30 protein-coding genes are annotated in these 24,614 nt (G+C 70.1%); 9 read left to right on the top strand and 21 right to left on the bottom strand.

Features of this window, described 5'->3' with window-relative positions:
• From OG594_RS46700 to OG594_RS46720, 5 genes are all read right to left on the bottom strand, one after another.
• Positions 1 to 265 (bottom strand): hypothetical protein (locus tag OG594_RS46700; RefSeq protein WP_266609073.1); only part of this gene is annotated, 265 nt, incomplete at its 3' end.
• A gap of 336 nt (positions 266 to 601) precedes the next feature.
• Positions 602 to 844, bottom strand: a complete 243-nt coding sequence (locus OG594_RS46705) for a hypothetical protein (protein ID WP_266609074.1) — start codon at positions 842 to 844, stop codon at positions 602 to 604.
• Positions 845 to 1,128: 284 nt separating this feature from the next.
• Positions 1,129 to 2,004 carry a hypothetical protein gene (locus OG594_RS46710; RefSeq protein WP_266609076.1) on the bottom strand — a complete coding sequence of 292 codons (876 nt, stop codon included), beginning with the start codon at positions 2,002 to 2,004 and terminating at the stop codon, positions 1,129 to 1,131.
• 431 nt (positions 2,005 to 2,435) lie between these two features.
• On the bottom strand, positions 2,436 to 2,927 hold the full coding sequence (locus OG594_RS46715; protein ID WP_266609078.1) for a hypothetical protein: 492 nt from the start codon (positions 2,925 to 2,927) through the stop codon (positions 2,436 to 2,438).
• Positions 2,928 to 3,002: 75 nt separating this feature from the next.
• Positions 3,003 to 3,344, bottom strand: coding sequence for a hypothetical protein (locus tag OG594_RS46720; protein WP_266609080.1), 342 nt, complete (start codon positions 3,342 to 3,344; stop codon positions 3,003 to 3,005).
• A 1,346-nt stretch (positions 3,345 to 4,690) separates the two neighbouring features.
• Here OG594_RS46720 and OG594_RS46725 point away from each other — a divergent pair.
• Positions 4,691 to 5,242, top strand: coding sequence for a hypothetical protein (locus OG594_RS46725; RefSeq protein WP_266609082.1), 552 nt, complete (start codon positions 4,691 to 4,693; stop codon positions 5,240 to 5,242).
• On the opposite strand, the gene OG594_RS46730 is transcribed toward OG594_RS46725, so the two are convergent.
• The 5 genes from OG594_RS46730 to OG594_RS46750 all read right to left on the bottom strand — a co-directional run bounded on the left by OG594_RS46730 (position 5,239) and on the right by OG594_RS46750 (position 8,280).
• On the bottom strand, positions 5,239 to 5,715 hold the full coding sequence (locus OG594_RS46730) for a DNA-binding protein (RefSeq protein ID WP_266609084.1): 477 nt from the start codon (positions 5,713 to 5,715) through the stop codon (positions 5,239 to 5,241). The two genes, OG594_RS46725 and OG594_RS46730, sit on opposite strands and share 4 nt — an antisense overlap.
• 476 nt (positions 5,716 to 6,191) lie before the next feature.
• Positions 6,192 to 6,374 carry a hypothetical protein gene (locus OG594_RS46735; RefSeq protein ID WP_266609086.1) on the bottom strand — a complete coding sequence of 61 codons (183 nt, stop codon included), beginning with the start codon at positions 6,372 to 6,374 and terminating at the stop codon, positions 6,192 to 6,194.
• Positions 6,375 to 6,614: 240 nt separating this feature from the next.
• The gene (locus OG594_RS46740; protein ID WP_266609088.1) at positions 6,615 to 7,166 is read right to left on the bottom strand and encodes a hypothetical protein; all 552 of its coding nucleotides are present in this window, start codon (positions 7,164 to 7,166) and stop codon (positions 6,615 to 6,617) included.
• Between the two features lie 75 nt (positions 7,167 to 7,241).
• Complete coding sequence (locus tag OG594_RS46745; protein WP_266609090.1) at positions 7,242 to 7,703, bottom strand: hypothetical protein; 462 nt, start codon at positions 7,701 to 7,703, stop codon at positions 7,242 to 7,244.
• A 76-nt stretch (positions 7,704 to 7,779) separates the two neighbouring features.
• The gene (locus tag OG594_RS46750) at positions 7,780 to 8,280 is read right to left on the bottom strand and encodes a hypothetical protein (RefSeq protein ID WP_266609092.1); all 501 of its coding nucleotides are present in this window, start codon (positions 8,278 to 8,280) and stop codon (positions 7,780 to 7,782) included.
• A gap of 774 nt (positions 8,281 to 9,054) precedes the next feature.
• Here OG594_RS46750 and OG594_RS46755 point away from each other — a divergent pair.
• Positions 9,055 to 9,471, top strand: a complete 417-nt coding sequence (locus tag OG594_RS46755) for a hypothetical protein (protein ID WP_266609094.1) — start codon at positions 9,055 to 9,057, stop codon at positions 9,469 to 9,471.
• Positions 9,472 to 9,530: 59 nt separating this feature from the next.
• Here OG594_RS46755 and OG594_RS46760 read toward each other — a convergent pair whose 3' ends face one another.
• From OG594_RS46760 to OG594_RS46780, 5 genes are all read right to left on the bottom strand, one after another.
• Entirely contained in the window at positions 9,531 to 10,202 is a 672-nt protein-coding gene (locus tag OG594_RS46760; protein ID WP_266609096.1) for a hypothetical protein, read from the bottom strand.
• Between the two features lie 111 nt (positions 10,203 to 10,313).
• On the bottom strand, positions 10,314 to 10,601 hold the full coding sequence (locus OG594_RS46765) for a hypothetical protein (protein WP_266609098.1): 288 nt from the start codon (positions 10,599 to 10,601) through the stop codon (positions 10,314 to 10,316).
• The gene (locus tag OG594_RS46770; RefSeq protein ID WP_266609100.1) at positions 10,598 to 10,924 is read right to left on the bottom strand and encodes a hypothetical protein; all 327 of its coding nucleotides are present in this window, start codon (positions 10,922 to 10,924) and stop codon (positions 10,598 to 10,600) included. The genes OG594_RS46765 and OG594_RS46770 overlap by 4 nt, the downstream gene beginning before the upstream one ends.
• Before the next feature lie 248 nt (positions 10,925 to 11,172).
• Positions 11,173 to 11,652, bottom strand: a complete 480-nt coding sequence (locus OG594_RS46775; RefSeq protein ID WP_266609102.1) for a hypothetical protein — start codon at positions 11,650 to 11,652, stop codon at positions 11,173 to 11,175.
• The gene (locus OG594_RS46780; RefSeq protein WP_266609104.1) at positions 11,652 to 12,137 is read right to left on the bottom strand and encodes a hypothetical protein; all 486 of its coding nucleotides are present in this window, start codon (positions 12,135 to 12,137) and stop codon (positions 11,652 to 11,654) included. Before OG594_RS46780 ends, OG594_RS46775 begins: the two co-directional genes overlap by 1 nt.
• A 501-nt stretch (positions 12,138 to 12,638) precedes the next feature.
• Here OG594_RS46780 and OG594_RS46785 point away from each other — a divergent pair.
• Together OG594_RS46785 and OG594_RS46790 are read left to right on the top strand one after the other, a co-directional pair.
• Positions 12,639 to 13,520 (top strand): helix-turn-helix transcriptional regulator, encoded by an 882-nt coding sequence (locus OG594_RS46785; RefSeq protein ID WP_266609106.1) that lies wholly within the window; start codon positions 12,639 to 12,641, stop codon positions 13,518 to 13,520.
• On the top strand, positions 13,517 to 13,732 hold the full coding sequence (locus tag OG594_RS46790) for a DUF397 domain-containing protein (RefSeq protein WP_266609108.1): 216 nt from the start codon (positions 13,517 to 13,519) through the stop codon (positions 13,730 to 13,732). Before OG594_RS46785 ends, OG594_RS46790 begins: the two co-directional genes overlap by 4 nt.
• A 91-nt stretch (positions 13,733 to 13,823) precedes the next feature.
• On the opposite strand, the gene OG594_RS46795 is transcribed toward OG594_RS46790, so the two are convergent.
• From OG594_RS46795 to OG594_RS46820, 6 genes are all read right to left on the bottom strand, one after another.
• On the bottom strand, positions 13,824 to 14,924 hold the full coding sequence (locus OG594_RS46795) for a hypothetical protein (RefSeq protein ID WP_266609110.1): 1,101 nt from the start codon (positions 14,922 to 14,924) through the stop codon (positions 13,824 to 13,826).
• Between the two features lie 89 nt (positions 14,925 to 15,013).
• Positions 15,014 to 16,471, bottom strand: coding sequence for a hypothetical protein (locus OG594_RS46800; RefSeq protein WP_266609112.1), 1,458 nt, complete (start codon positions 16,469 to 16,471; stop codon positions 15,014 to 15,016).
• Positions 16,472 to 16,701: 230 nt separating this feature from the next.
• Positions 16,702 to 16,860 (bottom strand): hypothetical protein, encoded by a 159-nt coding sequence (locus OG594_RS46805; RefSeq protein ID WP_266609114.1) that lies wholly within the window; start codon positions 16,858 to 16,860, stop codon positions 16,702 to 16,704.
• 137 nt (positions 16,861 to 16,997) lie between these two features.
• The gene (locus tag OG594_RS46810; RefSeq protein WP_323185508.1) at positions 16,998 to 17,834 is read right to left on the bottom strand and encodes a ParA family protein; all 837 of its coding nucleotides are present in this window, start codon (positions 17,832 to 17,834) and stop codon (positions 16,998 to 17,000) included.
• Between the two features lie 594 nt (positions 17,835 to 18,428).
• Positions 18,429 to 19,502: a bifunctional lytic transglycosylase/C40 family peptidase gene (locus OG594_RS46815; protein ID WP_266609116.1), complete on the bottom strand. Its 1,074-nt coding sequence runs from the start codon at positions 19,500 to 19,502 to the stop codon at positions 18,429 to 18,431.
• A 20-nt stretch (positions 19,503 to 19,522) separates the two neighbouring features.
• Positions 19,523 to 19,993 carry a helix-turn-helix transcriptional regulator gene (locus OG594_RS46820; protein WP_323185506.1) on the bottom strand — a complete coding sequence of 157 codons (471 nt, stop codon included), beginning with the start codon at positions 19,991 to 19,993 and terminating at the stop codon, positions 19,523 to 19,525.
• A gap of 190 nt (positions 19,994 to 20,183) precedes the next feature.
• On the opposite strand from OG594_RS46820, the gene OG594_RS46825 reads away from it, so the two are divergent.
• The 5 genes from OG594_RS46825 to OG594_RS46845 are packed head-to-tail and all read left to right on the top strand — an operon-like array spanning position 20,184 to position 24,610.
• On the top strand, positions 20,184 to 20,549 hold the full coding sequence (locus OG594_RS46825; RefSeq protein ID WP_266609120.1) for a hypothetical protein: 366 nt from the start codon (positions 20,184 to 20,186) through the stop codon (positions 20,547 to 20,549).
• A 12-nt stretch (positions 20,550 to 20,561) separates the two neighbouring features.
• Complete coding sequence (locus OG594_RS46830) at positions 20,562 to 20,873, top strand: hypothetical protein (RefSeq protein ID WP_266609122.1); 312 nt, start codon at positions 20,562 to 20,564, stop codon at positions 20,871 to 20,873.
• Between the two features lie 10 nt (positions 20,874 to 20,883).
• The gene (locus OG594_RS46835; protein WP_266609124.1) at positions 20,884 to 21,645 is read left to right on the top strand and encodes a hypothetical protein; all 762 of its coding nucleotides are present in this window, start codon (positions 20,884 to 20,886) and stop codon (positions 21,643 to 21,645) included.
• Positions 21,642 to 23,159: a hypothetical protein gene (locus OG594_RS46840; protein WP_266609126.1), complete on the top strand. Its 1,518-nt coding sequence runs from the start codon at positions 21,642 to 21,644 to the stop codon at positions 23,157 to 23,159. Before OG594_RS46835 ends, OG594_RS46840 begins: the two co-directional genes overlap by 4 nt.
• A gap of 5 nt (positions 23,160 to 23,164) precedes the next feature.
• Entirely contained in the window at positions 23,165 to 24,610 is a 1,446-nt protein-coding gene (locus OG594_RS46845) for an SCO6880 family protein (protein ID WP_266609128.1), read from the top strand.
• Positions 24,611 to 24,614: the final 4 nt, after the last annotated feature.

Below are 24,614 nucleotides of genomic sequence, written 5' to 3' on the forward strand. Positions count from 1 at the left end.
CGTCGGCGGCGGCCTGGGCGGCGGGCACACGCTTGGCGTCATGGTCGAGCACCACCAGCGTGTAGCGGTGGGCGCCGTGGCGGCGGCGCGTGAGGTACATCGCCACCGGCCGGGCCGGGTCGACCTCGGCGAGTGCCACGGCCTCGGGGTAGACGTTGCGCCACTCCCCCGGCTCGCCTGCGGCCGCGCGGACGCGCGGGCGGGGGGACAGCTCGGCAAGGAACCGGCTCAGGGTTTCGGCGTGCACCGCGTTTCGCGTGTACACGCTAAAGCCGTCGGCGTCTTCGGACTTAGGTGATGAATCGGGTACGGCGGCGGATACCGGGTCGTCATGTCGATAAAAGGCTGATGACACACGGGGTTCAGGCAAAAAAGAACCGCCACCGTAGGGGTGCGCTACGATGGCGGCAGCTCCTCGGTGCTATGACGACGCACGAAAGCCCCCACCGGGCCGGCCTAGGAAACCGGCGCAACGGCGGCTAAGTGCTCTTTCTAGGGCCCGGAGTCTCAGTGTTGGATGGCGATCCTGGCGGCTGAGACCCGGGCGGCATACGCGGCGTCTGCGGGTAGGAAGTCCGCGACGGTCACGCAGCCGGTGAAGTCACCCGGCCTCCTGCATGTTGTTCTTCGCGGCGGTCAATCGCGCCTTGCGGTGCCGCTCCAGCTTTTCCAACAGGGCTTCCCTGATGACCTCGGCACCGCTGACGCCGGTTTCTGCCACCAGCTCCTCGTACGCCACGCGCACGGGCTCGCCCGGGTGCAGCATCAGACCCGCGCGAATCGACTTGTCTGACGGGATGTCCGTCGACCGGCCTCGCTGCTGTCGTCCTCTGGGTGCTGCCATGATCCGGATCATAGACGGTCACCCCATGTTGATGTCCACAATATTGAATGTGTCGGCGTGTTTTTCTTGGGGTATCCGGGACGGCTGTTGCTCGCAGGGGGTGAAACTCCCTGCTCCTCGGTTGACTTGGCGTGCGCGTTCAATCCGCGGGGCGGGGCTGGCGGCAGCGCGGTTCGTGGCGGCTCGATGCCGCCGTGAACCGCTCCGGGCCGGCACCCGGCGGCCGGCGCAAAGCCAGTGACGTGCACTCAGGGGGCGCCCCGGTAGGGGCGCCCCCTGGCCGTCTATCCGGCGGTCTGGTCCTCGTCGGCCTTGCGGAACGGCTTCTGGCACCGGCCGCACATCAGGGCGCCTCCGTCCTCGTCGCCGTCCTCTCGGCCGAACTCCCACGTGGCCCGGCTGATCTGGATTCGGCGGGCGGCTTCGGGTTTGCCGTCCTTGCCCGGCTTGGTGCAGCCGCACACCACGAGGAAGCGCGTCGGCGGTCGCTTCGACTTCTTCGGCTCGTCGCCGCCCTCACCCTGGCCGCCCTGGGCTTCGCCGTCGTCGTCTCCGTCGTCGCCGTTCTCGTCCTCGCCGCCGGTCGGCTTCGCGGTGCCGCCAAAGTTCGCGGTCACCCACGCGTCGTAGACGTAGGGCAGGCTGGCCGTGTCCAAGGCCTCGATGGCGGCCGCGTACCGTGCGGCGGTGCGGTCGGTGATCTCGCAGGTGTTCCAGCCGTTGATAGGCACGGGGGACGCGGGTCCCTGCAAGCCCAGTTCCTCGGCGAGCTTCACGAAACGCTTGTTGTGGTACCGGTAGTCGCTCGACGTGTCCTTGATGTTCCGGACGTGGGCGAGTGCGTGGGCGGCCTCGTGTAGAAGGGTCTGCATCGTGCGGCGGCCGCCGAGGCTGAGGAGTTCCCCGCCCGCGAAGAGCTCGTGGGTCCGGGCCTTCGCGCCGGTGGTCCACCGCTTTTCACCGAAGTGTCCCCACTTCATGCTGTCCGCAGTTCGGCCCGTGCCGGTGATCATCACGACGGCGGGCACGTCGGGGTGCTGGGCCCGGATCGCGCTCCACGCGCCCTCAAGGGCGGTGATGATACGGCTGCCGTGCTCCTGCTGGGTCTCGGCCGGTCCGGCCTGCGGGGGGATCGTCGCGGTGGTGGCGGTCGTGTTCATCGGTGCTTTCCTATCGTGCCGAGAGGTCGAGTGGGTGGGGATCGGGGGCGGCGAGCTGGTCGCCGCCCCCGGGCGGGTCAGCTCGCGCGGCGGTCGCGCTGCTCGGGGAGTCGCCGGATCGGCTCCGAGGACTGGCGCTGTGCCGGGAGCTTCGGGGTGACTCGCTCGTTCTCCGGGTTCTTCATGTCTGGTCCTTTCGGGGGGTGTTGGTGGTTTCGCCGGTCGGGGCGGGGTGCCGTTCCCTGCCCTCCCTGACAAGAACTAGATTACAGCAATAGACGATCACGCACAACTCTACGGCGTGTCGGGTCGCCACAAAATCGCAGGTCAGGGGCTTGCCGTAGAGGGGTCGCAAGTTTCTTTTCGCGTGCACACGCGAAGTTGAGGCACGGCCGGACGGCCCGGGGGCGACAGCGCCCCCGGGCCACGGCTCACCGGCTCAAGGCCTCCTCAGCCATGCAGTCCTCGTAGAACGCGTGGGCGTCGGCCACCATCTCGGGAACGTCGCACCCGAACGCCTCGGCGGACTCCATGAGTGCGGCGAGCATCGCGGCCAGGCGCTCCGCCCCGGCTGCCGCCACGGCACACAGCGCGGTCGGCTGCACTGGGTAGCGGCGGGCCCGCAGCTCCTCGGCGGCCTCGGTGAGCTGGTCGGCGGCGATCTGCTGTTCATCCGCCAGGTGGTAGAGATCGGCGATCAGGTCGCCGATCACGAGATTGGCGCTGAGGGTGTCGTTCACATCGCGGTCCGCCGGGTTGTGGCGGGTCGCCTCGGCGTAGGCCGTGGCGGCGATGGTTCCGAGGTGGGCGAGCGCGCTCGGACTCGGCACCGGGAACAGCGGTGTGGGAGCCGCGTCGCCGTAGGCCTCAAGTGCGATGGCGGCCCATTCGGCGCGCTCTGCGCTGGTTACGTCGTCAGCCATGTTCATTCCCTCCAAGGGGTGTTGGTGGTGATGCCGGGGGCGGGTGCCGTTCCCGCCCCCGGCATCTGTTGAGTGCTAGCCCTGCTGGGCGGCGCGGGCCTGGTGGTAGACCTCGCTGAGAAGAGCGGTGCCCAGGTCCTCGCGCTGAGGCATCTTGCGAAGCATCCCGATGAACAGAACGCCCGCCTCCGCCCGCACGTTGACGCCGGGGGACTTCGCCGCGTTGCGGGCGGCCAGCATGTAGGCGAGCACTCCGGCGGTGAACAGGTCTTCCGCGAGCTCGTCCAGCACCTCACCCACGGGGCGGCCAATGCGCTGCGCGGTCGGGATGAGGTGGTGCTCAAGGAACAGCGAGGTGGCCTGCTCCACCTCCGCATCGGTGTACTCGACAGCCTCCGTGGCGCTGTTGTTGTTCATGTCTGTTCCTTTCGGGGGGTGTTGGTGGGTTTCGCCAGTCGAGCGGGGTGCCGTCCCCTGCCCTCCCTGACAAGCACTAGATTACAGCAATAGACGATCACGCACAACTCTACGGCGTGTCGTGTCGCCACAAAACCGCAGGTCAGAGCCCTACCGTAAGGGAGTCTCAGGTTTCTTTTCGCGTGTACACGCGAAGTTGAGGCGCGGCCGGACGGCGGGCCCCGGCCCGGCTCGTCGTCGTCGGCGGCCTGGCCGTGCCCGTGGTCCTGGCGCTCCGGCGGGCGGTGAACGGGCCTGACGGGGCGTCTTCATGGGACCGGCCGTGACCCGGCACCGGACCTCCGGCCCGGTCCGGCAGTGCGTCGCCTCCGGAAGCCGGACCCTGCCCGGTGGGGGCGAGCCGCCGTTGCGGCTTCCTACTAGCGACCCCGACGCTACGCGCCGGGGCTACGGGCGCGAGCGCCCTTGCGCACACCCCTGGGGGGCTCCTCCGGACCCCGCCCCCCAGGGCCTGGCTCCCGTGGCTGGCCGCCGTCCTTCACCACAGCCGGAGCCGCGGCCGGACCCACGACCCCCGGCCGCCTTGTGGTTGCCCTTCCACGGCTGATGATCAATTCCCCGGTTTGCGACGTCAGCCACAGAACGGCAACCGACGCGGCGGGGCGGGCAGCAACGGCGGTGCGGAGGTACCTCAGCCGTGGACGGCATCAGCCCCTGTGCCGCCTTTGAGAGCCCCCGCGCACCTGCGGCCGCCGACGGCGGCGCGGTCCCACAGCGGGGCCCGCAACGCCCCCAAGGGCGTGAGGACACGCCGCCCTCCTGCGCGTCACAGACGGGCGGGCCCCGGCTCGTCGTCGGCGGCCTGGGCGTGCTCGTGGTCCTGGTGCTCGTCGTGGTCAGGCTGTCCGGCGGCCTGTGCTGTCCCACCCACGGGCCTTGGGCTCGTGGTTGCCCACGGTGGTACGGGAGACAACGGACGACACGCTCATGTGCCACGACGAGACCCGCACCGACGCGGAGCGACCACACCGGCCGCCATGGGAGCGCGGCAGCTGCCAGCTCCCCGCCCGCCACAGACGGGCGGTGCGTTCGCCTCACGCTGCCGCATCCGTGACGGCGGGGGAACGGCGCCCGGCCCCGTACACGCCCGGCAGACGGCCAACCTGGCCCCGGCCCGGCACCCCCCCTCCCGCCGCCGGCCGTCTTTTCCACACCGCGACGGGCCGCAGACGGCAACGGCGCCGGCCACGCATGCCATGTAACGGATGCCGCCCCACCCACCGGACCCACGCACCGAATCCGCGGTGGCACGGACGGCCCCGTGCCGGCTGCGGGAGACTGGGCGGATGAGCGGACAGGCAGGCAGTCAGAGCGCATCACTCGCGGCACCCATGACGGACGGGGACCGTGCGTTGGTCGCCTGGCTCCAAATGGATGCGGAGCTACGTCCCGCGCGGCCAGGCTGGGCGTACGGCTCCCTGGCCGGCCTGCTGCTCGGGGCGGGCCGGCTATTCACGGCGGCGCCGTGGCCGGGCGGCGGGCTGCCTCCCGGCGAGCCGGGGCGGTGCTTCATTGAGTCGATCATGTGGGCCAACAACGGCTCCGGCGGCGAGCTCGCCTATGTGGAGGGGTGGGCCTGGGATGTGGCGTATCCCGTCGAACATGCCTGGTGCTCAACGTCGGACGGGACGGTACGTGACCTGACCTGGCCACGCCCCGGGGCCTCCTACTTGGGCGTGCCGGTGGTGCCCGACGCAGCATCCGCGCTCATGGGCCACCACGGCGGGCCGCTCCTGCACCGCAACGGGATGCCGGGGCCGGTCGCCTTGGAGTGGATGCGTGACGGGGTGCCGGCCGAACTCCTGGCCGACGTGGGCCGCCTGGTGCCGGCCGTCTAGGACTTGCGGCGGTCTTCGTCGCGGGCCTCGTCGGCCTTGGCCATGAGGCGCTCGGCGGTCTCGGGGCTTACCCCGTACTGCTTGGCGAGCTCGTCGGCGGTCACGGGCCTGGCGTGTCCGGCCTCGACGGCCTCGGCGATGGCCGCGACTTCGCGGACCCGTCGGTCCGTCCGCGCAATCCGCGGCGCCAGGTCCTTGGCCCCGGCGGTGCGGCCCTTGTACTGCGCCTCGCGCCCGGCGCGGGCCTCGGCGGCCGCGCGGGTCCACCAGCGGCGCCCGTGGCGCTCCTGGCCCCGGTCCATGAGTCCGGTGACGGCATCGGCCCGGACGGTGGACGCGGTGATGCCGGCGACGGCGCCGGCCTCGGCGTCGGTCAACAGGTCGTCCGGGTGCGGTCCGGCTGGGAGGGCCGGCAGCGGTTCGCCGGCCAGGTGAGCATCAACCTGGGCGGCGTCGTAGATGAGAGGGCGCACGGACCCGGGGAGGGGATGCACAGCGGCGGCGAATGCCTGGTGGTGCCGGCGGCGCCACGTGGCGACAGAGACGCCGGCGCGGGCGGCAACGTCGTGAATGTCGAGTGTGGGGCGGCCACGGGGAATCACGGTGGGGCTCCTGGGGTCGGTCCCGGCGCAGGGGCCGGGGACGGGGGTTCGGGCTGGTGTGAGGCTACGGGGCGGGCGGTGCGCACGTGCCTTGAGTGGCAGGCGGCAGCGCGGCCGTGGCGGCTCGATGCCGCCTCGGCCGCTCCGCCCCGCCGGCCGCTGGGTGCCGGCGCTGGGCGGCGGGGTCTACACTGGCTCTGCTTTCCATTTCGGCTTTCGGGCCGGTGTTGGTGGGAGCAACTTGGGCCGGTGGATGCCGTCACCCCTCGGGGTGTCCCACCGGCCTTTCCCATGTCTTGCGGCGGGTCGGGGGCGCAGACCTCGCGCCCCCGGCCCGCTTGCTCTGTCTACAACAGGGGGTCGGCGATGACCACGATCCCGTTGCGCAACTTCCACTCGTCCACGTCCACAAGGTCGGATGGTGCGATCACGTGCTCACACGCGGGGTTGGTGCAGGCGAGCAGTGCCGTGGGGCGCAGCTGGCTGTAGTTGCCGATCATGCACTCTCCACAGCGGGGCTTGATCCACATGGCGGTTCCTTTCGGGACGGTGTTGGTGGTCGCGGTCCGGGGTGCCGTTCCCCTTTCCGACATTCACTAGAATACAGCAATAGAGCATCACGGGCAACTTGGGAGGGCATCAAAGTCCCTGCTCAGGTGGCCTTTTAACGTGCACACGCGAAACCGGCGAAACCGGCGGCAGCGGCGGCCCTGGGCTGCCGACACAGGAACGGCCCCGGGCTGGATGCCCGGGGCCGTGGGTTCGTCTGTCTAGCGGGCGCTACGGGCCTCGCGTACGGCGCGGAGTCGGGCGGTGTGGACCTCGTCCCAGAAATCGGTTTCGGCCTGGTCGGCTACCTCCTCGGCCGTGCCGTCGTACCGGTCGGCGGCGGCCGCGTACAGGTCGGCGACGGCTCCGGCCAGGGCGTCCCTGTCGCGCGGATCGGCGTCCAGTCGGGGAATGCGCGGGGCGCCACCGGACACGCTGAGGCCCTGCCCGCCGTTTGCGGCGTCGCTCCACTCGGCCGGGAGGTCCTGGGACCAGTGGATGCCGAATGCCCGGCTGAGCACGGTCTCGGGGCTGTGCCATCCGTCGGCCAGGTGCAGGACATCGGTCACGGCTGCGGTGATGAGCTCCTGCCACATCGAACAGGGCACGGGCGTCCACCTGTCGGCGTGCGGGCGGTGGTGCTGGGCGATGCGCCACCCTCGGCGGGCGCGGGCCGTGGGGGTGTCGTGCGGCCCTGCGTGGGCCAGGTGCTCGCGCACGAGCTCGGCTCCGCGTGCGGCGCGCTCGTCGGGCGTGGGGGTGGTGGTCTCCATGTCGGTTCCCTTCAATGGTGTGTTGGTGGTGCCGGGGGCGGGTGCCGTTCCCGCCCCCGGGAATCGCGGCGGACGCTACAGCTCGTCGTCGTCCTGGCCGGGGATGGTCAGGGTGAACGCGCCGCAGGTGGCGCCCTCGTCCTCGTCGCCCTGGTGCTCGTCGTGGGGGGCGTGGCAGTGCAGGCGGGTACAGATGGAGCTGCCGGGGGCAGCAGGGTTCTCACAATCGCCCTTGCCGCAGACAGGGCACCGGCCGAGGCATCCGGCGCCGTAGGTGCAGCGGGCGCCCACGAGGGTGCCGTTACAGGCGTCGGCGGGGCACGCGGGCTGATCCCGCACCGTCTCGCCGTCGGCCTGGTAGAGCTCCCATCCGTCCTCGTGGATGTCCACGGCCGTGAGCTGGTGCCCGTGGGCCGTGCCGTGCGCGACAGTGACGAACTCGCCCTGCATCGCGGTGAACGCATCGCACGCGGCCATCTCGTCGGCGGCGTCGACCGTCACGAGTACATCCGCAGGTGCCAGGAATGTGAACTTCATCGATCATCCTTCGGGGTGCTGGTGGTGGTGGTGCCGGGGGGCGGGTGCCGTTCCCGCCCCCCGGCGTCTCAGGGGTCTAGCTGGTGAAGCGGGCGGCGCGGGCGGCCTTCGCCTGAATGAACCGCTCCTCTTCCACCTCCTCGGACCATGCGGCGAACGCCATGTCAGTCAGGTGGTCGATGCAGATTTCGCCCGTCTCGGCGTGCGCGAGGATGGCCGTCACCGCACCCGCGATGAGTCCCGGCTGCCCCTCCTCGCCGATCCCGCAGAGGAGCGGGACCACGTTGACCGTGGCGCGCAGTTCCGACACGGCAACGTGCATGAGGCCAACCGGGCTGATCAGGCCGTCCGCGTGGTGGAACAGGTCGCTGATCACCAGCGCGAGAGACTCCCACTCGTAGCCCGGGGGAACCTCAGCGCCCTCGTAGTAGGCGTCGACCATGGCCCGGCCGATCTCGGCCCGGTCGCCGTGGGCGAGGGTCGCCCCGGCTGCGGCAGCCCGCTCGATGAAGAGCGCAGCGAGCTGGCTGCCGTTGTCGGCCCGCTCCGCGTTGGTGGTGGTCTCCAGGTTCATCATGTCCGTCCCCTTTCAGGGGTGTTGGTGGGATTCGCCAGGCGGGCCGGGTGCCGTTCCCTTCCCTCCCTGACAAGAACTAGATTACAGCAATAGACGATCACGCACAACTCTGCGGCGCGTCGTGTCGCCACAAAACCGCAGGTCAGCGGCTTGTCGTGAGGGAGTCGCAGATTTCTTTTCGCGTGTACACGCGAAGTTGGTGACGGGGGCCGGGCCCCGGCTCATCGTCGTCGGCGGCCTGGCCGTGCTCGTGGTCCTGGTGCTCGTCGTGGTCAGGCTGTCCGGCGGCCTGTGCTGTCCCACCCACGGGCCTTGGGCTCGTGGTTGCCCACGGTGGTACGGGAGACAACGGACGACACGCTCATGTGCCACGACGAGACCCGCACCGACGCGGAGCGACCACACCGGCCGCCATGGGAGCGCGGCAGCTGCCAGCTCCCCGCCCGCCACAGACGGGCGGTGCGTTCGCCTCACGCTGCCGCATCCGTGACGGCGGGGGAACGGCGCCCGGCCCCGTACACGCCCGGCAGACGGCCAACCTGGCCCCGGCCCGGCACCCCCCCTCCCGCCGCCGGCCGTCTTTTCCACACCGCGACGGGCCGCAGACGGCAACGGCGCCGGCCACGCATGCCATGTAACGGATGCCGCCCCACCCACCGGACCCACGCACCGAATCCGCAGCAGCCACCGCGTCGCACGTTCGGGCGGTACGGAACATCAGCCCGTTCGCTCAACTCGTCGCCCGGCGTTGGGCTGTTCATGATGCGACTGAACTTGTCTGGGGCTGCCGCGCTGGCGGCCACGCTGGTGGTGCTGGCCGGGTCGCCGGCCAATGCTGCGGCCACGGTGCACTCGGCGTGCGAGCTGCGGGACGGTGCCCGGCTCTGCTACGGCGCGACGTTGGAGGGGGGCGGCCCGATCGTGGAACTACGGATCAAGAAGATCCGGGGGGTGGACCACGCGCGGGCGATCGGCTGGATTCCCCAGGGTGGGCAGCTCTGGTTGGAGGTGCGCAAGAACGGGGGTGCGCCGAAGCGGGTGAAGACGGTGACGGCGCCGAGGTACCCGACCAGCGGCGATCCCCTGATGACCACGGGGGCTGAGTGGGAGTACGACGGACCCGGCGTGAAGATCCGGGCGTGCGCGGCGGCGCCTGGCGGGGGCATGTTGACCTGCACCAAGGCCAACTAAGCACGGGCGCCCGCCACGGTGGTCCGTGGCGGGCGCCCGAGGTTGCGGATCGGCTCCGGTCAGTCCGCGGTGCGCGGATGGGTCACTGCCGCTTCCCGGCCGGGCAAGAGGTCGGCCGGGTCGTACGTCTTGCGGCCGGCGCGGATCATCGCGTCCAGCTCGTCCGGGTCGGGGATGCTCGTCCACTCCCGGCTGCCGGCGGGCGGGCCGGCCCACGTGTCCGCCGGTAGCGCCGCGATGCGCTGGGACTCCACGTCGCGCACGGTGGTCCGTACCCAATTCCGCGCGTGCCCGCTGGCGCCGACGATCCGTGTCTGAGGCACGCCGCTGATGGTGCCCACGTAGACGGACGCGGCCAGGGCCGCACGCGCCTCCTGGAGCCGGCCGCGGGCTGCCTTGGCCTGGGTCTCAAGGCTCCGGGCCAAGGCCTCCGCGTTGGCCACCTCGTCCCGGCAGCGGGCGATGTCCTCCACGCGCGCCTCGGTGTCCTCCGTCCACGGGTGGGAGAGGTCCACCTCCGCCTCGGCGTCGGTGGCGGCCTCGCCGATCCACACCCGCACCCGTACTCCGTCGTCGCCGGGGAGGACGGATACGAGGTAGTCGAGCATCCGCCGGGCATAGTCGACGGGCTCGACATCGGCCGGCGCGTCGTCCCGGCTCTGGCCGCCGAATGCCCAGGTTCCGACCTCGCCGGTGGCGCTGCGGTAGTAGCGGGTGGTGAAGAGCGGCATAGAGGTGCCTCCAATCGGCGGCCGGCGCACGCCGACCCGATGCATCCAATCTACAGATTGAAGGCATCCCGTTTTGGAATTCGATGCATCTTCACTCGCGGGGGTGACGCGTCACGGACCGGACAGAATGAAGATCACTTCCACCCGGCCGGCCGGCTGTCCGGCCTCGGGAGCGTGCACCCGGTACAGGAGCGTGATGCGGTCGCCGGTGTCCTTCGCGGGGGCGGTGTTGATGCGGCGGAGCTCGGCGCCGGCGATCGGCTCGGTGGAGCTGGCGGGGTCGCGCGGGTCGACGGCGAGCGTGTCGAGTACGTCGTGGACGGCGCGGCGGCCGCCGGCGCTGAGGTGGGCCACCTCGTCGTAGAGCCGCGGTGGTACCTCGACGGTCCAGAGGGTCACTCGGCGGCGCCCCGGCGCTCCAGGTGGGCGTAGAGCTCCTCCACGGGCGCCGTTTCCGACGTGCCGGCGAGCGATGCCGCGATGGCGGCCAGGACCTCGGGGCGGGTGCGCAGAGCGATCAGCCGACGCGCGTCGGAGATGACGGCGGCCTGTTCGGTGAACCTCGCGGCGTCCAGTCGGGCGTTGAACGCGACCAACTCGGCGGGGTCGATCATGGCGAGCTCGGCGCGGAGTGCGGCGAGCGTCTGCGGGCCTTCCCACTCCTCGACCCGGTACGGGTCCGCGTACGCCTTCGGCGGCGTCTCGTGCGGCAGGGCGCTCATCGTGATGACCTCCGTGTGTCGACCGTCCCACCGTACGCCCCGGCTTGCCCTCCACGGGAGGGGGTGACGACCCCCGCCCCCGACCCACGTCGGCCACCGGACTGCGGACATGAAGCCGCCCCGGACCGGGGGAGGGGTGAGGTCCGGGGCGGCCAGCAGAGTGGCGGCGGCGCCGTGGGGGTGCGGGATACCGCCGGCCACTCACCCGGGCCTCCCTTCGGGGGAAGTAGGGGCCCGGGGGTCGGGGGCTAGAGGGCGATGGAAGCCGAGATACAGGGGCCTGCCGCCAGACGAATCCGGCTCCACCCGGTAGCGAGGCGCTTCACCACCTCGTTCGTACCTGGGTCTGCCTCCACGAGCAGGCTCTTCACGCCGTCCAGGGCGAGCACGCTCACCGTGGCGTCGCGCTCGACCAGCGCGGCCGTCACGATGAGGCGGTGACAGTTGAACGCCTGCTGCACGTGCGCCGTCAGGTGGTGCGCGAGTTCCCCAAGCCTCTCGGCGCCGGCGGGGTACACGCCCCACACTCCGTAGGCAATTCCTGCATTGAAGCCGGCGCGCTCTGCCGACTCCTCGTCGTACCCGGGGTATCCCCATGTCGCGCGCATGCCCCGGGCGTCGGCGCGGGCCGCCGCGCGCTCGGCGAGCGAGAGGCCTGCGGGAACGTGGTAGAGACGGGGCCGGCTGGCGACCGTCGCGCTGACGGGTAACGCCTTCGTGTCGCTCATCAGAACCCTTCCTCGCTGTAGCTGTGGTCATCGCTCGCGGTGCGCCGAAGAGACGCCTTAAGATCCGCCGGGTCGGCCAGGCTCGTCAGCAGACCCGGCGGGTTCATCCAGTGACCGACTCGGGATTCCCGCACTCCACCGGGCTGCGACATGACCAGCCAGAAACCGTCACCGATCGGGGTCGTGCCCGGCTCCTGCCAGGTCTCGGCCGTCCCCTGGGGCACAAAGACGTAGGTACGGCCCGACGACAGGTCGGCGAGCACGGGCCGGTGCTTCCACGCGAGCGGGCCCATGTCCCCCATAACGGCCAACAGGCGGTCGTACGGCATGGCTACCGCGTCCCACTCTCGTCCAGCCGGTACCAGCGCCACCCCCAAGGCCCCGTCCCACTCCTCCCACACTGCGTCAGGGGTGTGGTGGGCACTGGCAATCCAGTGGGCACCTACGTTCGCGGCGTCGCGCCGCCGGGCGAGCTCTCCAGTCATCTCAGGACCCCCAGTTAGCCGGGCATGATCCGCAGACCTTGACGGCCCAACCGAGGCGGCCGGCGCCCTCGGATGCGGTGTACGCGTAACCTCCGGGCCGTAGCCCGCTCTTGGAGCCGCAGCGGGCGCATTCCTCCCCGCGTAAGCGGGAGGTCTGCGCGTGGGTGGCCCGTAGCGGGTCCAGTACTCCACTGCGGATGTCTGCTCGTGATGACGGTGTGCCTGCGGCGCCTTCTGGCATCGGCTCGATCCCTGTCGTCCGGGCTCGGTGGGGGACCACACGACCGGTCGAATGATCACTTAAAGCGCGCACTCCGGCACCGCGTGTAGCCATGGAATACACTGCCATTGAAATTCAATGAGCGGTACCCGAACGACTGAATTCCCCCCCGACCGGGTGAGGTTCCATGAGGGGATTACGAGGTGTCGACTCCCGCGTACGCTCTCCCCGTTGACGGCTCCGCCGCGCCACGCAGCGGCGGACACAGACAAGGGGGCGATGTGACCGAACGAGGGACTACGGGCGCGGCCGGCCGCATGCTGATCGCTCGCGGCCTCCAAGCTCTCCTCGCGCGGTCGGACCGCAAACAGAACGAGGTCGCCAAGCTCGCGGGGGTGAGCGTCGGCACCGTCAACCGCTACATGGGGTGGCAGGACCGGGCGAGACTCCGTGTGCCGACCATGAGAGCCATCGCGGAAGCCTGTGGGGCGACGGCGAGCGAGCGGGACGCCCTGGTCCGGCTCGTCACCGATCAGGAATCCGGCTGGTGGATGGATCATCCAGCGGTGCCCGAAATCCTTGATCCCCTGGTCTCCTTTGAGGCCTACGCGGAGTTCGAAAACGTGTGGGCGAACTCGCTGGTTCCGGGGCTCCTACAGACACGCCGCTATGCCCTGGCCCTCCATCAAGCCAGCAACGTGCGCCTCGACTCCGAGACGATCACGAGCCGGGTGGACACCCGAATGAAGCGGCAAGCCGCGGTCTTGGACCGAACGCCGGCTCTGCACCTCTGGGTGATCCTCGATCAGGCAGTTTTCCGCCGGTCCGTGGGAGATCCCTCGGTGATGGTGGAGCAGATCGACCATCTGTGCACGATGAGCGAACGGCCGAACGTAGACATCCAGGTTCTGCCGGCCTCGATCGGCGCCCACGCGGCTGGCTCCGGCGGGCACTTCGTGGTTCTCGGCCGGGACGACGAGAGCAACCCCATGGCATCCATGTCTGTGGTGTACCTCGAACTCCACCGGAAGGGCATCTATCTCGACGCCCCCACCGACGTAGCCGACTACAAGATCATGTTTGACTACCTCCGCCGCGATGCGGCGGGGCCCGCACAAAGCATCACCCTGATGCAACAGGCACGACAGGAGCACACCCGATGACCCCCCAGAGCGCCCCTACCGCCGCCGAGCTCGCGGCCGCCCCTTGGAGGACGAGTAGCTACAGCGCGGCAGAAAACGAATGCGTCGAAGTCGCTCCCGTCGGCGTGTGGGTAGGCCTTCGGGACTCGAAGCGACCCCACGGCGATGTGGTGGCCGTGCCGGCGGAAGCCTTCGCCGCGGTGGTTGACGCACTTCGGAACGGGACGCTTTGAGTCGCTGAACGCTGACGCAAGGAAGGGCCGCACCCCACAACCGGGGTGCGGCCCTTCCTCCTTTTAGCGTGCACACGCCAGGGGGAGGCGCCTACTTCCGTCCGCCTCGCTGCTTCTTGAGCGGCTGACGCCCCGGCCTGCCGCCGGCCTTGCCCGTCTCCGCCTGTGCCGACTCGACCCCGGCCTGTGCCGCCTCGACCCGGTTCTGTGCCGCCTCCTCGACCTCGGCGAGCCGGCCGCGCAAGGCCTCCGCCTCCGCCTGTGCCGACTCGACCCCGGCCTGTGCCGCCTCGACCCGGTTCTGTGCCGCCTCCTCGACCTCGGCGAGCCGGCCACGCAAGGCCTCCGCCTCCGCCTGTGCCGACTCCACCCCGGCCTGTGCCGCCTCGACCCGGTTCTGTGCCGCCTCCTCGACCTCGGCGAGCCGGCCACGCAAGGCCTCCGCCTCCGCCTGTGCCGACTCCACCCCGGCCTCGGCACGCTGCTGGGCCTGGTGTGCTTCGGCGAGCTCACGGCGTACCTCGGCGAGCTGGCCGCGTAGTTCGCCGGCCGTGGCCTGTGCCTGCTCGGCGGTGTGCTGTGCCTGCTCGGCGAGCTGCACCGCGACGGCACGACCCCCCTCCGCCTGCCCGCGTGCCAACTCCGCTGCTTCCACCCGGGCCTCGGCACGCTGCTGGGCCTGATGTGCCTCGGCGAGCTCACGGCGTACCTCGGCGAGCTGGCCGCGTAGTTCGCCGGCCGTGGCCTGTGCCTCCTCGGCGGTGTGCTGTGCCTGCTCGGCGAGCTGCACCGCGACGGCACGACCCCCCTCCGCCTGCCCGCGTGCCAGTGTCTCGGCCTGGTGTGCCGCCTGCTCGGCGGCGAGCTGCTGCCGCAGTGCCTCGAACTCTTCTCGGGCTTCACTGGCGGCCTCGCGGGCGTGGTCGGCTTCGCGCTGTGCCGCTTCGGCTGCGGCCTCGGCGCGCTGGGCCTCGGCGCGAGCGTCGGCGGCGTCCCGGTGTGCCTGCTCTGCTTCCTGGCGTGCCGTGTGGATGGCGGTGCTGGCCTCCACGGCCAGGCGCACGCGGCCGCTTGCGGCGTCCAACCGCTCGCCCAACTCGGCGGTACGCGGGGCGGGCACGCTGGCGAGTGCGCGCGGGACCGATCCGCGGGTGCCGTGTGCCGCCGGTTCGGTGTCGGTCCTCTTGCTCATGAGTCCCCCTGTGGTCCGGGTCGGCACACGTGTGCCGCTGGTGTGCCGGGGGCGCGGTTGGTCGGCCGCACCCCCTGTATTCGGCTGCATCACGCGTCGACCAACTCGCGGTCCTCGGCCTCGGCTCCGCTCTCGTCGGCCGGGTCCCGCAGGGCTCCGATGTATCGGTTTGCCGGTCCCCGGTCCAACGTGATGCCGGCCTTTTTGAGCTCCGCCAACAGGTCTTCCACGATCGCGTTCGTGGTCCTGGTGCCGTCGTCCGTGATGGTGTGGGCGTACAGCGCCTCAATGGCGGCCCGCTTCGTCGGGTAGGCCTTCAAGTCCCGCAGGGGAGCACGCTCCGGCTGCTGCGGCTCGTCCTCGTCTGCGTCCTGCGGCACGCGTGCCGTGATGATGCCGGGTGTGCCGCCGTGTGCCGCTGCTGCGGTAGCGGGGTCACCAGTGGACTCCTCGTCGCCGTCGATGCAGTCGGCTTCCTCCTCGTCTGCGGGGGCGATGTCGAGCGGGGGCAAGGCTTCGGCACGCGGCGCGGGCAGCGATGTGCCGCCGTGTGCCGCCGCGACTGTGCCGGGTGTGCCGATGTGTGCCAGTAGTGCCGCCTCGGCCTCGTCAGCCAGGTCCTCGATGTGCCCGGTGTGCTCCTCCAGGTCCGCCAGGCCGCGCGCACGCCGTTGGGCTGTGCTCGGCTGAGCCCACGGCGATTCGTCCTCGCCAACGTGGAGGGCCGTCGCGAACTGGCGGTGTGCCACGCGCTGACGGTAGAGATCGCGCTGTGCGTCGTCCGTGCTTACGCCGGCTCGGTCCTGCCAGACGCCCATGCGGCGGGCGATCCGCCTTCCCCTCCACTTCGTCTTGGCGTTGCCAAGGCGCTCGTAGCGGTCGGCCAGGTCGACCGCCTTGGACATGGCGCGGTCCTGGGCAATCTCCTGTGCCGAGAGGGCGCGGTGGGCCAGGCCCATGCGGGCCATGAGGCGCTCGCGCAGTTCGCGGATGATCTGAGCCATGGCAGTCTGCGACTCGCCGCCGGTGCGGTGCCGCAGTTCCAGCCCGAGGGCGGAGTGAGCGGCCAGCGCACTGCCGAACGACCCGACGATGATCCGTACGAGGGTGCCGGGCCCGAAGCCTCCGCCCTCGGCCCACGCGGGGACGGCCGACAGGGCGGCGAACGTCCACACGGCGCTTCCGTACCACCCGGGGCTGTGGTCGCCCTCTGCTCGGGCCATGCGCTCACGGGCTCCGAGCACGCACATGGCGATCAGGGATTCAAACGCTGCGCAAGCCAAGATCCGCTCGGGCATGCTCGTCATGCCCAAGCCCTTCTCGGCATCGCCCGTGAATCGGTATCCGGTGTTCAAGCTGACCGACGTGCAGACGATGAACGCGACGATCGCGGCAAGAGTGCCGGCGCTCAACTTGCGGCGGTCCTTGCTGCTGGCCTTCCACAACCGCAGGGCGACGACTCCGGCCACCAGGGCCAGGGCCAGGGCGCCGAGGGCCGTCACGATGGGGTGGGCCGTGGTCCACTCGGTGAGCGGGCGGAAGGTCATCGTGTGGACTCCATCCGCGAGCTTCCGGCCAGGCCGGCCGGTGTGGTCATCGGCTGGCGCCGACGGGCCTTAACGTGGTGGTGGTGCATGGGGACCTTGCTCCTCATTCCTGTTGGCCCTGGGGGCGCGCTTCCTGGTAGTCGGGCGTCCTCAGGGCTTTCTCTCGCCCTCGTTCTCGCTCGCGCGCTTCCTAGAGAGCTAGCTAGTTAGCGTGCGTTCTAGCTCGCGCTCTAGCTCTCTTCCTTGCGAGCTTTCAGTTCCTTGATCTCGGCCGCGTATGCCTTCCTCAAGGCGTGCTCGACGGTCTCGCGCTTGCTCCACCCGCGCATGTCTCCTACGTAGGCCACCAGCTCGTCCACGTCCGGGTCAACGCGGGTGTTGAGCTGCACCGTCGCAGCTGGCCCCCTCCGCCTCCGCGGGGCGGACACCGGCGCCGGGGGTCCGGTGTCCTCTCCCCGGGGCACCGCAGGGTCAGGAGTCTCGGGGGCCGACCTCGGACGAGCGGCGGGGCGTTCACGTTCGGTCATCAAAGAATCCTGTTCAGCAACAGTTCGCGGTACGCCGCGAACACCTTGTCTCCGCCTGCACTGCCGCCGTACTGGGAGTAGAACTCTCCGGCAGCGCGGCACTCCTTCACGATCACTCGCTGTTCCACGTACGGGGTCAGCAGCATGCCGGGGGAAGTCCGTTTGAACTCCTCTTCGGCCCGCCTGGCGTCCCGGGTCCAGACGGCGCCGGTGTACGCGGCGCCGAGGATGATCCCGACCTCATGGGGGGACTTAGGCAACCCGGCTTCTTCGCGGTAGCCGTGGAACTTGCTTACCGTCAGCTTGGCGCCGTCCACGCCGTCCAACCCGTCCTCGTCGGGCTTAGCGGCATAGACGATCTTCGTGCAAGCCGTTAGCCCGTTCTGGGTCAGGACTCCGCCCTGCCGGTTCGGGAAGTCGATCGTCACGAACCCGGCCTGCGTCCCGATCAGGCTCCGCCTAAGCCTCCGTTCGGCATGGTCGTCCGGCGTCTTCTCCTGTGCGGACAACCGGCGCGAGCTCGGGATGATCCGCAGGTTCGCCGGCCACCCCTTCGCCGTGTCGAGTGGGACGGCGATAGCGTCCGCCCACCCCTCGACGTCATCGGCGGCCAGGATGGCGCTCATGTCCAGCGGGCGCCCCTTGTCGTCCGTCTTGGCGACGGCGCCGGTCCACTTCGTGGCTGCGGCCCGGGGGTCGAGGTCGCCAAGGATCACATCCTCGTCGGGGAATTCCAGCGCGTACGCGACGGCCAGGGACACGGCTGTGGCCGTCTTGGTGACGCCCCCGGTCTCCGAGTAGCTGCCGACAACTTGAGGTCCAGTCATGTGCCGCATGCTAGCTCCAAAGCTCGCGCTCTCGCTTTCTAACACGCCCTCTAGCGTGCTAGCTAGCAAGCAAGAAAGCAAGTACAGTCCTGACTCAAGAGAGGGGGCCGGGCTGGCACCCGACCCCCTCAACCGTTCGGCCTCGGGCGGCTTCTGCCTGCTCCGCCTTCGGGGCCTCGATCCTGTATGGAGGATCTGCCGTGACTGTAGTGCGTGACTCGCGTGGTGTGACTCGTGGCGGCGGCGTGGCCGGCTGGGCGCTTCTGCCTGCGGCTGAGCCTGATGGTGGCTGGCCGCTGCGGCCGGTCGAGCCGGCGCCTGCCCGCTCGATGCCGGTCCCGTCCGTCCCGGTGCAGTCCGTCCCGGTCCAGCCGGAGCCGGTGAACGTTCCGGTGGCGGAGCCTGAGGCGGTGGACGACCTGGTGGCTCTCGTGGCTGCGCTGAACGGGGGGCCCGGACGGACGGTCTACGTCGACCGCCGGGAACAGTACGCCTGGCTGGCGAGCTCCTAACCCGCCCGTCAGCTAACCGAAGTGCCCCGCCGACCCTCGGGCCGGCGGGGCACTTCTCGTCGCTGCGGCTTCGCGTGTACACGCGAACTCGTCAGGCGCCTGGGCGGGTCGCCCCCACGTAGTCGCCCTTCGGCATGGCCTCGTCCATGGGCTGGATCGAAACCGTCTTCCCCGTCCGGGGGGCGTGCAGGACTTGGCCGTCACCGAAGTACAGGCCCACGTGGTAGATGCCGGCGGGCCCGGATTTGGACCAGAACACAAGGTCGCCGGGCTTGAGCTCGCCCCTGGCAACGGGCCGGCTCGCGGTCGCCGCGTACTGGTCGGCTGCGGTCCTGGGCAGCTTCACGCTCGGCCACCACGCGAATTGGGCCAGGCTCGAACAGTCGAATCCCTTGGTGACCGAGGCGGAGCAACGGCCGTCCAAGTAGCCGTTGCGGCCGTCGCAGAACCCGAGGCCTGGGCCTCCGGGTGTGCCGCCTCCCCACGCGTAGGGGATACCCAACTGGCTGTACGCGTGCCGTATCGCGTCGGGGCCGCTGCCGGTGCCGAGGCCTGCGACGCCGGGGCCGCCGAGGGCCGTCGCCCACTTCTTCGCGTTGGCCGTGATCTCGCGCACGTAGTTGTACGTCTGGCCTTCCGCGAACCTCTCGGGGGGCACACCTTTGTAGTACTGCACCCACCCCCAGCCGGCGTTATATCCGGCGAGCGCGAGGCTGACCGGATCGCCGGAGTACCCCGAGGCCTCGGCGTCCTTGACCAGCTTGCACATGTACTTGCCCTGAGCCATGATCGCGTCTTCCGGGTCGTACGCTCCGCGCGCGGTCCCGTCTCCGTCCGCGTCCTCCGCGTACGACGGCCAGGTCGTGTCGATGAACTGCGCGATCCCTTTTGCGGTTCCGTACTGGGTCGGGGGACCCTCGGCGTTCGGGTTGAACAGGGACTCTGTCCACCCCTGGGCCGCCAGAATGGCCGGCGTCAGCTTCCCCGGGCACTGCGCTGCGGACTTCACGTACCACGGCGCGTACTGCCTCCCCGCGGCCGGCATGACCGACAGGTTCAACCCGCCGACCAGACCGCCGGAACTGCGTCCCGACGCGTCGACCGCCGAGGCACCCGCGAGGATGAGACCGAACAGGGCGACGGGCACCGTGCCGCCCACCACCATCGCAACTTTGACTAGCGCTTTCACTCTGTCCCCCCGCCCTTGCCCGGCTGGGACCTGATGCGCCGTTGACGGTCCGCGCGGCCTACCGCCCACGCTCTCGTCCACACCGCCTTAGTCACCCCGTAGGCGTGCGCCCACCGTGCCTTGTCCTTCACCCCGTACACCCCGTTCTCCACCCGGCTGACCATCTGCGTGGACACCCCCGCCCGGCCAGCCACGTCCCGCTGTGTGGCTCCGGCCTGCTGCCGTAGCTGTTTGAGCGTCAACTCCGGCGCGGGAGGCGCCAATTCCTCCAACGGCAGGCGGAGCGCCTCCGCCAAGGCCTTCGTGACCCTGGCGGACGGCTTGCTTCTCCCCTTCTCCGCTCGGCGGACGGTTTCCGGGGAGACGTGCGCCAGTACCGCAAGCGCCTCGCAACTCAGCCCGGCCACCTGTCGTTGCGTCAGCAACAGGTCAGCGCGGAAGGACGCCATGCCGCTGGATGGAGTCATTCGACCCTCGATTTATATAAGTACGTGTTGACAGTAGGTCATGGTAGCGTCACGCTGAAGTCAACGACAGTACGGGGGTGAGAAGATGCGCGTTAAGAGCGCAACAGTGGCCGAACGGCCTAGCACTTCCCGGTACTTCGGCGTCGTGGGCGCCCACGGTGGAGCGGGAACATCAACGATCACTCGTTGGTTGGACCCCGACGGTGACGGCGGAACCTTCGAACTCAAGAAGGGTTCACACCTGCCACCGCATTACATCCCGCTGGTGGTCTGCCGGTCCACCGCTTTCGGGCTCGCCTCGGCGGTCCAGCTCATCGGCGCGTGGCACCCGGATGTGCCACGGCCGTACCTGGTTGTCGTGCGGGATGCCCCGCTGCGGCTGCCTCGGGCGGCGAGCTACCGCACGAAGACCCTGCGGCCGCGCGTCCTCGGCATCGTCGAAGTGCCGTACCTGGTGAGGCTGCGAGAGGCGGACACCCCCGCCGACGGCCTCACCCACCGACCCGTCCAGAAAGCTGCCGGCGCCCTGCGTCGACAGCTCGGACTCACCGACTAGGAGAGAGTGCACATGCACCTGTTGAGCACCCTGAACGACGTAGTGGCCTTGGCCCCGATGGCCGACGACCCGAAGTCCTGGGACCAGGGGCCGTCCAGTCCCCCCGGCATGGACACGATCATGCCGCAGTGGGTTGGGTGGGCGAAGTACTTCGCCATCGGCGCTGGGATCTTGGGCATCATCGCGTGCGGAATCATGATGATGGTCGGCCGCCGCAACCGCTCCCACCTGGCCGCCGAGGGCGCCAACGGCTTGCTGTGGGTGCTCGGCGGCCTCTCCGTCGTCACCCTCGCGGCCGGCGTCGTCCCCTCGATCGTGACCTGAGGCGGCGGCCATGACTCTCAACCTGCAACAGCAGGCACAACGGCGGATGCGCCGGGCCCTGTTCTTCCTCGTCGGCCTGGTCCTGGTGCTCGTCGGCGCCCTCGTCGCCATCGCCTTCACCGGCGGCGGCGGCTCGACCAAGGCGGCCCCGGACTCCAAGACCGAATCCGCGGGGCCGAGTGCCACCCCGACCGTACGGCCGGACGATGGCGGCTACGTCGCGCCTGCCCAGACGGTCAAGCTGCCGGACGGCGCGACCAAGGGCGCCGGCAACCTCCCGGTGCAGTTCCCGCACACCCCCGAGGGCGCGGCCGCCATGGCCGTGGCCTCCGTCCGCAATGCCTGGAGCATGGACCCGGCACAGGTCCGGGCCGGCATCGTCGCGTACTCGTCCGCGCAGTACCGCGACCAGATGGCCACCGCCGCCGAGGACGGCGCCAAGGGCAACCGGCAGTACGCCGGCATCCCGGACACCGGCCCCCTGCCGGCCGGTGCAACGCTCGTCGCGTGGCCCATCGGCGTGAAGTACTCGGCCGTCAACTCCGACACCGTGGACGTTCTGGTACTCCTCCGCGTCACCCACGCGGCCAAGACCGGCGCTGAGCCGACCACCACCATCGTGGTCAGCCCCGGCCGGGCCGTCTGGGAGGGCGGCGACTGGAAGGGCGTGCCGACCGACCCCGGTCAGCCGCTGCCCGACCCCGTGGACATCGGTACCGCGTACTTCAACGAGGACCGGTGGAAAGCGATTCAGGAGGGGGACCGACTGTGACGCCCCGCCTGCTGCTCGCGCGCCTGGCGGCCACCGTGGCCGCCCTCGCTCTCATCTTCGGACTCGCCGCGCCCGCTGCTCTCGCGCAACCGGCGGCCGCCGCTCCGGCTGCCGCACAAAAGCTCCCTACCGTCGACTGGTGGAACATCGGGAAGTGCGCTTCCTGGTTCATCCCCAACGCCCCCAAGCACCCGGGCGGCCCTGCTTCGTGCATCAAAACCGCCATCAAGGGCGGCAAAGCTGTCAACGATGCCACCGGCAAGGTAATGAGCGCGGCAGCACAGAAGGTCGCTGATTCCGTTCTCGGCGACGCGGCCAAGAGCATGGCCGAATTCGTCGGTGAATTCATGCGGACCGGGCTCGGATTCTGGCTTATGACCCCATCGGTGCAGGTCAAGGATTCGGGGGTACTGGGCGATACCGCCTCATCCGATCCAAGCAAGAAACTCAGTCTGCACGGGCTGATGATGGGCATCGGCGCCGGTATCGCGACCCTTCTCGTGATGATCCAAGGCATCAAAACGATCATCCAGCGCAAGGGCACACCCCTGGCGCACCTGCTCCAAGGGCTCATGGTCAACATGCTGGTGAGCGCGGCTGGTATCGCGATCATCGACGCCTTGCTGATCGCCTCTGACCAGCTGACCAAACAGATTCTGTTCGTAGGGTTCGGCGGCGACGACGTACCCGACCGGATGGCCCTCATGCTGCTTCCGGCCCTCGTCAACCCGCTCGGCCTCCTGGCCGTCTCCTTGATCGTCCTCATCGTCGGCGGCGTGCAAATCGTGATGCTGTTCCTCCGGCAGGCGGCAATCCCGATTCAGGCGCTCATTCTTCCGATCGCGGGCGCCGGACAGCTCGGCGGCGAAAGCACGCGGCAGTGGCTTCCCCGGACCTTCACCGCCATCATGGTGATCGTTATTTACAAGCCGATTGCAGCCGTGATCATCTCCGTGGGATTCATTGAAATGGCCTACGGAAACGGGATCATCGACTTCATCCGAGGCGTCGTCACGCTCGGCCTTTCGATCATCGCTCTCAAATCCCTTTTCGCGCTCTTCGCTCCCATCGGCGCCTCGATCGGTAGCGCGGTGAGCTCGGGCGGCGGGTTCGCGGGCGCGCTGAGCATCGCGGGCAGCGCCATGGGCTCGCAGATGGGCGGCGCGGGCGGCGGGGGCGGCACGTCGGCGACTCAGCACGCGGCCGACATGGACCGCAGCGGCCCGGCCGGCGGCGAAAGCGGCGGGGGCGGCGGCAACGGGGGCGGCGACGACGGCGGCGACTCCGGGTCCAACGCCGTACGCCAGGCCTCCGCGAACATCCCCCAGCAGGGCGGCAGTCCGGAAGCCGCCACCGAGGCGGCCACCACGGCCACCGAGACGGCATCGACCGGCGCGACCACGGCCGCCACAACCGCCACGGCCGCTACGCCCGTGGGCATCGCCCTCGTCGCCGCCGAGGCCGGACGCGCCGCGAAGGACAAGGCCGGCGGCACCGTCGGCGGAACGGAGTAGACCCCATGAACGCAGAGACGCAACAACCCCTCTATGGAGGGTGGCGGCGCTCCAAGAGCATGGGCATCGCCACCCTGAACTCGGGTCAGACGGTGGTCGTCGTCGGTGCGATGTTGACGCCGATCATGGTCATCATCCTGGGCGGCCCGCTGAGCACCCTTGCGGTCACCGTGCCGATCGCCCTCACGGTCATCATCCTGACCGTGTGGCAGCGGCACGGCATGCCGCTGATGTCGTACGCGATCGGTCGGGCCCGCTGGTCCCTGGCCAACATGCGCGGGGAGACCTCCTACCGGTCGGTGTTCCTGCCCTCGCCCGAGGCGCTCGACCTGCCGGGCATGGTCGCCCCCACCAAGCTGATCCGCGCCGAGGCGTCAGACGGCAGGGGCTCCACCGGTCTGGTCTGGAACCAGCGGACCGGCACGATGACGGCGGCCCTGCTGCTGAACCCGGCCGGCTCCTTGCTGGCCTCCGGCACCACGGTCCGCTCTCAGGTGACCGCCTGGGGCGATACCCTCGCGCGGCTCGCCGATGAGGACGGCGTGCAGATGGCGGCCGTCACTCTCCAGATCACGCCGTCCAGCGGCGCCGCGCTCTCCGATCACGTCCGGGGCCGCCTCGACCCGGCGGCCCCGCCGCTCGCCCGGCAGGCGATCCGCGAGCTCGTGGAAGGCGCCCCCCGGGCGAGTGCGCAGATGGCCGCCTGGCTCTCGCTCGTGATCGACCCGGCCGCCTCGCCGGAGAAGCCGACGGGGCCGGCCGAATCCGCGGCGGTCGCCCTGGGCGCGCTGGACGCGGTGGACCTGTCCGGGGCGGGCGTCGATGTCCTGCGCCGTGCCACGGACGTGGACATCAAGCGGCTTGTCCGGGGGGCGTTCGTCCCGTCCGACATGGACGCGCCGGCCGCGCAGATCGAAGAGCTCGTCTGGCACGAGGTGGGGCCGGTCGCCGCCGAGGACGAGTGGACGCACTACCAGCACGATGGCCACTACAGCACCTCGTGGGTGCTCCGTGAGGCGCCGCGCAAGCTCGTCGCGTACGACTCCCTGTTGAAGCTCCTGGCCCCGGGGCAGTTCACCCGGCGCGTGACCCTCGTCTACCGCGTTCTACCGACTCATGAGGCACAAGCGGTAGTTGAGCGGGAGATCAACGCCAACGACGCGCGTCGGCAGTACCGCGAGCGCACCAAGCGCACGTCGACCCGGCGTGAGCGGGTGGACGCGGTGCACGCCGAGCGGACGGCCGAGGAAGAGGCGATGGGCGCGGGGATGGTCCAGTGGTCCATCTACGTGACCACCACCGTGGACAACCTGGCGGACCTGCCTGCCGCCCGGCGAGAGATCGAAAAGGCTGCCCGCAGCTCCGGCGGTCTGCGGTTCCGTCCCGCGTTCGGCGGCCAGAGCGCGGCCCTGGTCGTGGGCCTGCCGGTCGGCATTAACCCTCTGCTTTGAGAAG

It is taken from the genome of Streptomyces sp. NBC_01214 (assembly GCF_026340975.1).
In the GTDB taxonomy this organism is placed as follows: domain Bacteria; phylum Actinomycetota; class Actinomycetes; order Streptomycetales; family Streptomycetaceae; genus Streptomyces.

Excerpts from the sequence above, each read along its gene's own strand:
- OG594_RS46705 (WP_266609074.1), bottom strand. The coding sequence starts at position 844 with ATGGCAGCACCCAGAGGACGACAGCAGCGAGGCCGGTCGACGGACATC.
- OG594_RS46710 (WP_266609076.1), bottom strand. The coding sequence starts at position 2,004 with ATGAACACGACCGCCACCACCGCGACGATCCCCCCGCAGGCCGGACCG.
- OG594_RS46715 (WP_266609078.1), bottom strand. The coding sequence starts at position 2,927 with ATGGCTGACGACGTAACCAGCGCAGAGCGCGCCGAATGGGCCGCCATC.
- OG594_RS46720 (WP_266609080.1), bottom strand. The coding sequence starts at position 3,344 with ATGAACAACAACAGCGCCACGGAGGCTGTCGAGTACACCGATGCGGAG.
- OG594_RS46725 (WP_266609082.1), top strand. The coding sequence starts at position 4,691 with ATGAGCGGACAGGCAGGCAGTCAGAGCGCATCACTCGCGGCACCCATG.
- OG594_RS46735 (WP_266609086.1), bottom strand. The coding sequence starts at position 6,374 with ATGTGGATCAAGCCCCGCTGTGGAGAGTGCATGATCGGCAACTACAGC.
- OG594_RS46740 (WP_266609088.1), bottom strand. The coding sequence starts at position 7,166 with ATGGAGACCACCACCCCCACGCCCGACGAGCGCGCCGCACGCGGAGCC.
- OG594_RS46745 (WP_266609090.1), bottom strand. The coding sequence starts at position 7,703 with ATGAAGTTCACATTCCTGGCACCTGCGGATGTACTCGTGACGGTCGAC.
- OG594_RS46750 (WP_266609092.1), bottom strand. The coding sequence starts at position 8,280 with ATGATGAACCTGGAGACCACCACCAACGCGGAGCGGGCCGACAACGGC.
- OG594_RS46760 (WP_266609096.1), bottom strand. The coding sequence starts at position 10,202 with ATGCCGCTCTTCACCACCCGCTACTACCGCAGCGCCACCGGCGAGGTC.
- OG594_RS46770 (WP_266609100.1), bottom strand. The coding sequence starts at position 10,924 with ATGAGCGCCCTGCCGCACGAGACGCCGCCGAAGGCGTACGCGGACCCG.
- OG594_RS46775 (WP_266609102.1), bottom strand. The coding sequence starts at position 11,652 with ATGAGCGACACGAAGGCGTTACCCGTCAGCGCGACGGTCGCCAGCCGG.
- OG594_RS46780 (WP_266609104.1), bottom strand. The coding sequence starts at position 12,137 with ATGACTGGAGAGCTCGCCCGGCGGCGCGACGCCGCGAACGTAGGTGCC.
- OG594_RS46790 (WP_266609108.1), top strand. The coding sequence starts at position 13,517 with ATGACCCCCCAGAGCGCCCCTACCGCCGCCGAGCTCGCGGCCGCCCCT.
- OG594_RS46795 (WP_266609110.1), bottom strand. The coding sequence starts at position 14,924 with ATGAGCAAGAGGACCGACACCGAACCGGCGGCACACGGCACCCGCGGA.
- OG594_RS46800 (WP_266609112.1), bottom strand. The coding sequence starts at position 16,471 with ATGACCTTCCGCCCGCTCACCGAGTGGACCACGGCCCACCCCATCGTG.
- OG594_RS46810 (WP_323185508.1), bottom strand. The coding sequence starts at position 17,834 with ATGCGGCACATGACTGGACCTCAAGTTGTCGGCAGCTACTCGGAGACC.
- OG594_RS46815 (WP_266609116.1), bottom strand. The coding sequence starts at position 19,502 with ATGGTGGTGGGCGGCACGGTGCCCGTCGCCCTGTTCGGTCTCATCCTC.
- OG594_RS46820 (WP_323185506.1), bottom strand. The coding sequence starts at position 19,993 with ATGACTCCATCCAGCGGCATGGCGTCCTTCCGCGCTGACCTGTTGCTG.
- OG594_RS46830 (WP_266609122.1), top strand. The coding sequence starts at position 20,562 with ATGCACCTGTTGAGCACCCTGAACGACGTAGTGGCCTTGGCCCCGATG.
- OG594_RS46835 (WP_266609124.1), top strand. The coding sequence starts at position 20,884 with ATGACTCTCAACCTGCAACAGCAGGCACAACGGCGGATGCGCCGGGCC.
- OG594_RS46845 (WP_266609128.1), top strand. The coding sequence starts at position 23,165 with ATGAACGCAGAGACGCAACAACCCCTCTATGGAGGGTGGCGGCGCTCC.